Source organism: Bacteroidota bacterium (assembly GCA_008933805.1).
GTDB lineage: Bacteria > Bacteroidota > Bacteroidia > UBA8524 > UBA8524 > SB11.
On sequence record WBUH01000007.1, the window covers coordinates 210813 to 217846 of the forward strand.

Sequence of the window (7034 nt, forward strand, 5' to 3'; positions counted from 1 at the left end):
CGAAGATAATAGTTTGCATTATTTGACAAAAGAAGTATACTTGGCTCTTTTCCATGCAACATAAATTTAATTCTCTAAAAAGTGCTTTACTGCTGGGATTAACAAACTTTATTCTTATTCTCGCAGTGTTGGTGCTTGTAGTCTTTCTATCAGAAAGCATAGTGGGTGCTATAGTTAAAATACTACTGTTTGCTACAGGAGGAATGTGGCTGCTTTTGGTTGATAGCTATGTTATTGTATTTGTTGATGACTACTCTATTACATTCTTTTATCCATTAAGACCATGGAGGCGAAATACAAAATTAAGGTATGATGAAATAGACACAATTAAAGAGGGATATCGGAGAAATTTTATTGTCAAAAGGAATTCTGGTAAAGAAATCTTTTTCACGCACCACTTTTTTCCTTCGGAGGTGAAAAAAATTTTGGAAATAGTGAGACAAAAAATGGGGTTATCCTATTAAAAAAATCAAGTTTAGTAGCTGTCTCTTCATATCCATTTAATTTAACCAACAATAGAGAGTAGTTTTAGGGTTAATCACATCTTTTGCTCAGCTAAACAAAAATCCCCCTCGTCCGGCTATTGACAGAGGGGGTATACCAAAGTTTCTTTGATATGAAAAAAACAGGTGCAAATTACACCCATAATTTTACAGCTAAGTTTTGGCAATATTATTTTTTAATAACGTGAAACGTCCGTTATTGCTGATAAAACAGACAACAAGGGCAACGCATTATGGGTTATAAACCGTGTTTATTTGAAATCTTTTCCCGATAAATCAGCCCTTAATATGCGTAGCACGAAATTTCTTACCGATGATTAGCGAAAAGTTTTGAAGACTATAGCGAATTATTACCCTGCCTGCCCTGCCAGTAGGTACATTACCGCCATACGGATGGCTACTCCATTTTCAACCTGTTGAAGAATGATACTGTGATCGGGGCTGTCGGCTACTTCGCTGGTTATTTCTACCCCGCGGTTTATAGGGCCGGGGTGCATAATGGTTATTTCTTTGTCCAATGAGTTTAGGATATCCAGCGTAAGTCCGTATTGCAACGTGTATTCGCGCAGGGTAGGAAAATATTTAATATCCTGACGCTCTAACTGTATGCGCAGCATATTAGCTACATCGCACCATTGCAGTGCGCGGCGCAGATTGGTTTCCACCTTCACGCCAAGGGTATCAATGTATTTAGGTAGCAGCGTTGTAGGGCCGCACACCATCACCTCTGCACCCAGTTTTTGTAAACACAAGATATTGCTCAAAGCCACGCGGCTGTGCAAAATATCGCCCACAATCACCACCTTTTTGCCTGCCACATCGCCCAACCGCTCGCGGATACTAAAGGCATCCAGTAAGGCTTGTGTAGGATGCTCGTGGGTGCCGTCGCCGGCATTTATTATCTGGGCATCAACGTGCTTGCTCAAAAATACACAGGCACCGGGTTTGGGGTGACGCATCACCACCATATCCACTTTCATGGCCAGTATGTTGTTTACGGTATCTATCAGTGTTTCGCCTTTTGATACCGACGATTGCGAGGATGAGAAGTTGATGATATCAGCACTTAAACGCTTTTGCGCTAACTCAAACGATATGCGGGTGCGGGTACTGTTTTCGAAAAAAATATTGGCAATGGTAACATCACGCAGGCTGGGCACTTTTTTAATGGGCCTGTTGATTACCTGTTTAAAGGTATCGGCGGTTTCAAATATCAACTGTATATCATTTTCGTTGATATTCTTAATTCCGAGTAGGTGATTAGAGCTAAGCCTGCTATTCATTGCCTGTTATTAGCAAAACCTGATTGTTTTGGTTTATAGGGTCAAAAAATACTTTCACTTTATCATTGGCGCGCGTATCCACTTGGCTGCCCACATAATCGGGTTCTATAGGCAGTTCGCGGCTGTAGCGGCGGTCAATCAGTGTCATTAATTCCACGCGATGTGGTCGTCCGTAGGCCGTCAAAGCGTCCATGGCGGCACGCACATTGCGACCCGTGTAAAGTACATCATCCACCAGCACTACATTTTTACCTTCAATCAAAAAATCAATACGGTTGGTACTGGGTATCAAAGGCTCTCCGCGCCTGAAATCATCCCTGTGAAATGTAGTGTCCAACTCGCCAAACGGAATCTTATCGTTGCCCGAAATTTCTTTCACCTTTTCCCACACTACTTTCCCAAAATGTACGCCGCGCGGCTGTAACCCGATAATTACCGTATTACTTAAATCGCCGTGGTTTTCATACAATTGGAAGGCAAGCCTTTGCAGGATAATGCTGAGCTTTTGCGGGGTGAGTAAGATTTTATCTTCCAAGTTCGGAGGTTGTTTATCGCGGCATCAAAAATATGTATTTTTAACGGAATGTAAAGAAGACGGTACGCATTTATCATTGAACAGTACATTAACCAAGGCAGAATAAAAATTCTGAACATGATTTGCCGTAAAGACGCTAAGTAAAACACTTTGGCCGTTCGTACCTTTGTGCCTTCGCGGCTCACATTTGAAGCAGCATATAAAATGCTGCTCTTTTAACCGGCTGCGCCTTCGAGGGTTTAAAACCCTCGAAGACGATACGCTCAACAACGACGGGTTTCATACCCGTCGTGCCATTGTTGCAAGCCCGGCTATCGTAAATATCCACATCCACACCAACTCTTAAACAAAATCACCAAATTCGCTGTTCTTAATAAAACAATATGACTTTTATCCCTTCTGACTATAAAGTAACCGATTGGGCTTCGTTAGAGCCTTATTTTACACAACTTACCCAACGACAAATCAACTCTCCCGAAGAGTTTAAACAATGGCTGAAAGACCGTAGCGACCTTGAGAGCATTGTGAGCGAAGACCTTGCATGGCGGTATATCCGCATGACTTGCGATACAGCAAACAAAGAAATTGAGGACGCTTACTTGTACTTTGTGAGTGAGATACAACCCCAAATTTCGCCCATTGAAAATACGTTGAACGAAATTATGGCTCACTCGCCGTTTGCAAAGCAACTTACCGATAGTGCCCACAGCATTTACTTGCGCAATACGGCTACTGCTTTGGAACTGTTTAGGGAAGAAAATATACCAATTGAGGTAGAGTTGCAAACCGAAAGTCAAAAATACGGCACCATAAATGGCGCTATGACAGTGGAACTGGAAGGCAAGCAACTAACCCTACAACAAGCGGGTGCCTACCTGAAGAAAACCGACCGTAACATACGCCAGGAAGCGTTTGAAAAAATTAGTGCCCGTCGCCTGCAAGATAGGGAAACACTGGACACCTTGCTGGATAAACTGATTACCCTTCGCCACAAACTGGCCACCAATACAGGGTTTGATAATTTCCGCGATTATATGCACCGCGCCCTTTGCCGTTTTGATTACACGGTTGAGGATTGCTTCAAATTTCACGAGGCAGTGGCTACTCAAGTAGTGCCTATTGCAAAAAAATTGGGCGAAGAACGTAAAGCAAAATTAGGGTACGAACGTCTGCGTCCTTGGGACGGGGATGTGGATGCCGACGGTTTGCCCCCCGTTCACCCGTTTAACAACGGCGAGGAGTTGGCTGAAAAAACTATTGCTGCGTTTAACCGCCTCGACCCGTTTTTTGGGGAGGTAATCAGTACCATGCGCGCCAAGGGGCATCTTGACCTTGACAGCCGTATTGGTAAAGCTCCGGGTGGGTACAACTACCCCCTTGCTGTGAGCAACTACCCCTTTATTTTTATGAACTCAGCAGGGTTGTTGCGCGATTTAGAAACGATGGTACACGAAGGCGGCCATGCCATACACAGCGTTTTAACCAAAGACCTTGAACTGAATGCCTTTAAGAGCTGCCCCAGCGAAGTAGCTGAACTTGCCAGCATGAGCATGGAGTTGATAAGCATGGATGTGTGGGACGAGTTTATGAAAGATCCTGCCGAATTGCGCCGTGCGAAAGCCGAGCAACTGGAAGGGGTGATTAAAACCCTGCCTTGGATTGCTACGGTAGATAAATTTCAGCATTGGTTATATACCAACCCTACCCACACCGCTGCTGAACGTACCGAGGCATGGAAGCAGATTTTTGCTGAATTCGGCACAGGACTAACGGATTGGGGCGGGTACGAGGATGCTTACAACACTGCTTGGCAAAAGCAACTGCATATTTACGAAGTACCCTTTTATTACATTGAGTACGGTTTTGCCCAATTAGGAGCAATAGGTGTTTGGAAAAACTATACCGAAAACCCACAACGCGGGTTACAGTTGTATAAAGCAGCTCTTAGCTTGGGTAATACTGCTACCATCCCTGAAATTTATGCCGCTGCCGGTGTAAAATTTGATTTTAGCCCTGAATACATTAAGCAACTGTTTGACTTTGTTTGGGCTGAATATGAAAAACTGAAATAGTTTTTAATTACTATACAAATATTCGGGGAGTAATCAAATGAATTATTCCCCAAGTATTCAAAAACAGCATATGTAATGTCTCAATCACATTCTTTAGCTTGGGGAGCAAATAATGAAATAGTCATTTTCTATATTAACACCCTTTTTCTTTTTTTTTATCTCTTTATAACTGTATTGATTTCACTGAAAATTTATGACCTAACATCTTTTTATGCTCCAAACAAGGCTAAAATGTTTCCAAATGACAGTAACGTACTAAAATCACTTTTCAAGACATTTAGTTGTTTACTTAATTTTATTCCGGATGAAGAATCTCTTAGACGTCTCAAAGAATATGGAAAACAAAAAGAGTGGGTTTCAATTTATAAACTAATGAAGATAAGAAAGGCTCTCAAACAATACTATGTATATTTGGCCACATTGATTATAGTGTTAAACGTTTTATTATCAGTAATTTGAATCGTCTACATTGGTCTCTTGCTCACAATTAAAAAATCTTGACTTTCCTTAATCAAATGAACAAGTACATTTTCCTTACAATAGTTGTTATACTCTTATTAACTGCTTGCAGACCTAAAACTACTGATTCAACGGATCGAAATAGTAATATCGATTCTGTTTATAGTGAGATTTCTCTAAAATACCCTGAGAAGGACAGCCTTTTTACTTATCACGTAACAGTTCATCATTTTGATGATTATACAGTAACCATTGAAACAACTTTAAAAAACGATTCTACTTATTTGAATGACTTAGTTTTTCAAGGAGGAAATAACGTAGTTATCAATCAGCAGATAATCTTCAGAAAAAAAGATTCTGTACTAGCAGTTAGACAACTCCCTTTTGATGAAATGAACGAAGACGAACATTTTATCAATGGAAAAAATGTAAAACTTCCTAAATATCTAATAGTTGATATACTGGCTACAACATCTAAAACCGCTCAGGGTATCTTGTACATATATTCTTCAGAACTAAACAATGGCAGTTTGGAAAGGTCTGTTTTTTATACCAAAGAAGGAGAGTTATTATGTTGGTTTAATTGTAGCAGACATTCATGCGATACAATCGGAAATGCTAAAGCACTAAACAGTTATAGCATTGACTCTGTTAATTTTAAAAGTATTAGTGTTTTTCCGCCACAATATGCGGGTGATATTTAATAAATATCTTACTTAACTCCACTACGAATCAAACCTCGAACCGTCCCATGTTACTCCTGCTGGAAATAGCTCTTTTTGGCGTTTCTTCATTTCTGCTGCTATTTGCGCACCGTCTCCACCTTGCTCTTCGAGTTTTGAAATAATATTCAGATAGCTTTTTTTATCCCTGTTCTGGCTCAGTTTAAATACGTTGTCCATCTTCTCAGCCTTTATCTCAAAACCGGCAATAGCGGGCATCATTTTACTTAAAAACGAGTCGGGCAGATTGTCGTAAATCGTCAAAGAGTCCGTATTACCATTTTCAAACTTCAAGGTAAACTTCCGCATAAATGCTATTAATTCATCGGCAGTCATCCACCTCAGCTCACCCGTTACGTGAACGCTCATATAGTTCCACGTTGACCCTATTTGGGGGTTGGTGTACCACGAAGCACTCACATACGCATTAGGCCCTGTAAATACGACCAGTGGATTAGGGTTTTCAACCAATGCCTTGTGGTGGTCGGTATTGCGCATGATATGCCCCTGCAAAAACAACTCACCGTTGCGTTCGTCTAACAACATAGGCACCTGTGTAGCCACCTGTTGCCCTGATAAAAAACTTCCCGTTAAAAAAGCAAACGGGTTGCTCTCCATAAACTCCAGTAATACCTGTCTTTCCTTTTCTTTGAAGTATGAAAAATTGTACATCCTGAACTCTATTAACTTATCCTGAGCCTGCCGCCCTTCGGCAAGCTCGGGGGTGCTTACTCCACTTTCCTAACCACCAGCAAACCGCCTTGTTCCTTCAAAACAATCACAAGGCTGCCCCTTTCAATATATTCGCCCAGCGAAGTAGCCGCAAAAATCTTTTCACCTATTTTTATCTTTCCTTGCGGACGCAGGTTGTCAAAGCATTCGCCTTGCATACCAATCAACGGATTATCGGGGTTGATGGTAATCGTATTGGCTTTAGAGTCTGCCAAATCATCCGTCAATACCATCCGTTTAAAAAGTTTAGAGCGGAAAAACGATGCCCCGAAAAACAACAAAAACACTATAAACGCACCCAGTGACACTACTACCCGCATGGCAGCCATGCCCAAATCGCCGGGGGCACTGTAGCTAAAATCAAACGATACATTGCGCACCAACGCCAGCACCAGCGATATAAACACCACTACTATGCCCGTTATGCCCACAATGCCAAACCCCGGTATGGCAAACAACTCTACCAGCACCAGTATTACCCCCACTATAAACAACAAAATCTCCCAGTTGGCGGCCAAGCCTTCCAGATATAACGGAGCAAAGTACAATGCAGCGGCCACCAAAGCCACTACGGTAGGTAAGCCGAAACCGGGACTTTGCAACTCGTAATAAATGCCTAAAAATATCAGCAGTATTAATACCCCGCTGGTACCGGGGTGCATCAAAAAGCCCATGATGCCGTCCATAGCAGTGTCCTGCACTTCTACTATATCATATTCTTTTTACCC

General features: G+C 41.8%; 7 protein-coding genes. 3 read left to right on the forward strand and 4 right to left on the reverse strand.

What is annotated here, in order from left to right; genetic code table 11:
- The first annotated feature begins 53 nt into the window (after positions 1–53).
- The gene (locus tag F9K23_09130; GenBank protein KAB2916260.1) at positions 54–464 is read left to right on the forward strand and encodes a hypothetical protein; all 411 of its coding nucleotides are present in this window, start codon (positions 54–56) and stop codon (positions 462–464) included.
- A gap of 389 nt (positions 465–853) precedes the next feature.
- On the opposite strand, the gene F9K23_09135 is transcribed toward F9K23_09130, so the two are convergent.
- Together F9K23_09135 and pyrR are read right to left on the reverse strand one after the other, a co-directional pair.
- Positions 854–1786 carry an aspartate carbamoyltransferase catalytic subunit gene (locus tag F9K23_09135; GenBank protein ID KAB2916261.1) on the reverse strand — a complete coding sequence of 311 codons (933 nt, stop codon included), beginning with the start codon at positions 1784–1786 and terminating at the stop codon, positions 854–856.
- The gene (gene pyrR / locus F9K23_09140) at positions 1779–2321 is read right to left on the reverse strand and encodes a bifunctional pyr operon transcriptional regulator/uracil phosphoribosyltransferase PyrR (GenBank protein ID KAB2916262.1); all 543 of its coding nucleotides are present in this window, start codon (positions 2319–2321) and stop codon (positions 1779–1781) included. Before pyrR ends, F9K23_09135 begins: the two co-directional genes overlap by 8 nt.
- A gap of 383 nt (positions 2322–2704) precedes the next feature.
- Between pyrR and F9K23_09145 the strand changes: the two genes are divergently transcribed.
- Complete coding sequence (locus tag F9K23_09145; GenBank protein ID KAB2916263.1) at positions 2705–4393, forward strand: M3 family oligoendopeptidase; 1689 nt, start codon at positions 2705–2707, stop codon at positions 4391–4393.
- A gap of 515 nt (positions 4394–4908) precedes the next feature.
- Complete coding sequence (locus F9K23_09150) at positions 4909–5556, forward strand: hypothetical protein (protein ID KAB2916264.1); 648 nt, start codon at positions 4909–4911, stop codon at positions 5554–5556.
- Positions 5557–5577: 21 nt separating this feature from the next.
- Here the strand turns inward: F9K23_09150 and F9K23_09155 are convergent, their stop codons facing one another.
- Positions 5578–6246 (reverse strand): FMN-binding negative transcriptional regulator, encoded by a 669-nt coding sequence (locus tag F9K23_09155; GenBank protein ID KAB2916265.1) that lies wholly within the window; start codon positions 6244–6246, stop codon positions 5578–5580.
- A 56-nt stretch (positions 6247–6302) separates the two neighbouring features.
- The gene (locus F9K23_09160; protein KAB2916266.1) at positions 6303–7007 is read right to left on the reverse strand and encodes a hypothetical protein; all 705 of its coding nucleotides are present in this window, start codon (positions 7005–7007) and stop codon (positions 6303–6305) included.
- Between the last annotated feature and the right edge of the window lie 27 nt (positions 7008–7034).

Excerpts from the sequence above, each read along its gene's own strand:
- F9K23_09145 (KAB2916263.1), top strand. The coding sequence starts at position 2,705 with ATGACTTTTATCCCTTCTGACTATAAAGTAACCGATTGGGCTTCGTTA.
- F9K23_09155 (KAB2916265.1), bottom strand. The coding sequence starts at position 6,246 with ATGTACAATTTTTCATACTTCAAAGAAAAGGAAAGACAGGTATTACTG.
- F9K23_09135 (KAB2916261.1), bottom strand. The coding sequence starts at position 1,786 with ATGAATAGCAGGCTTAGCTCTAATCACCTACTCGGAATTAAGAATATC.
- F9K23_09150 (KAB2916264.1), top strand. The coding sequence starts at position 4,909 with ATGAACAAGTACATTTTCCTTACAATAGTTGTTATACTCTTATTAACT.
- F9K23_09130 (KAB2916260.1), top strand. The coding sequence starts at position 54 with ATGCAACATAAATTTAATTCTCTAAAAAGTGCTTTACTGCTGGGATTA.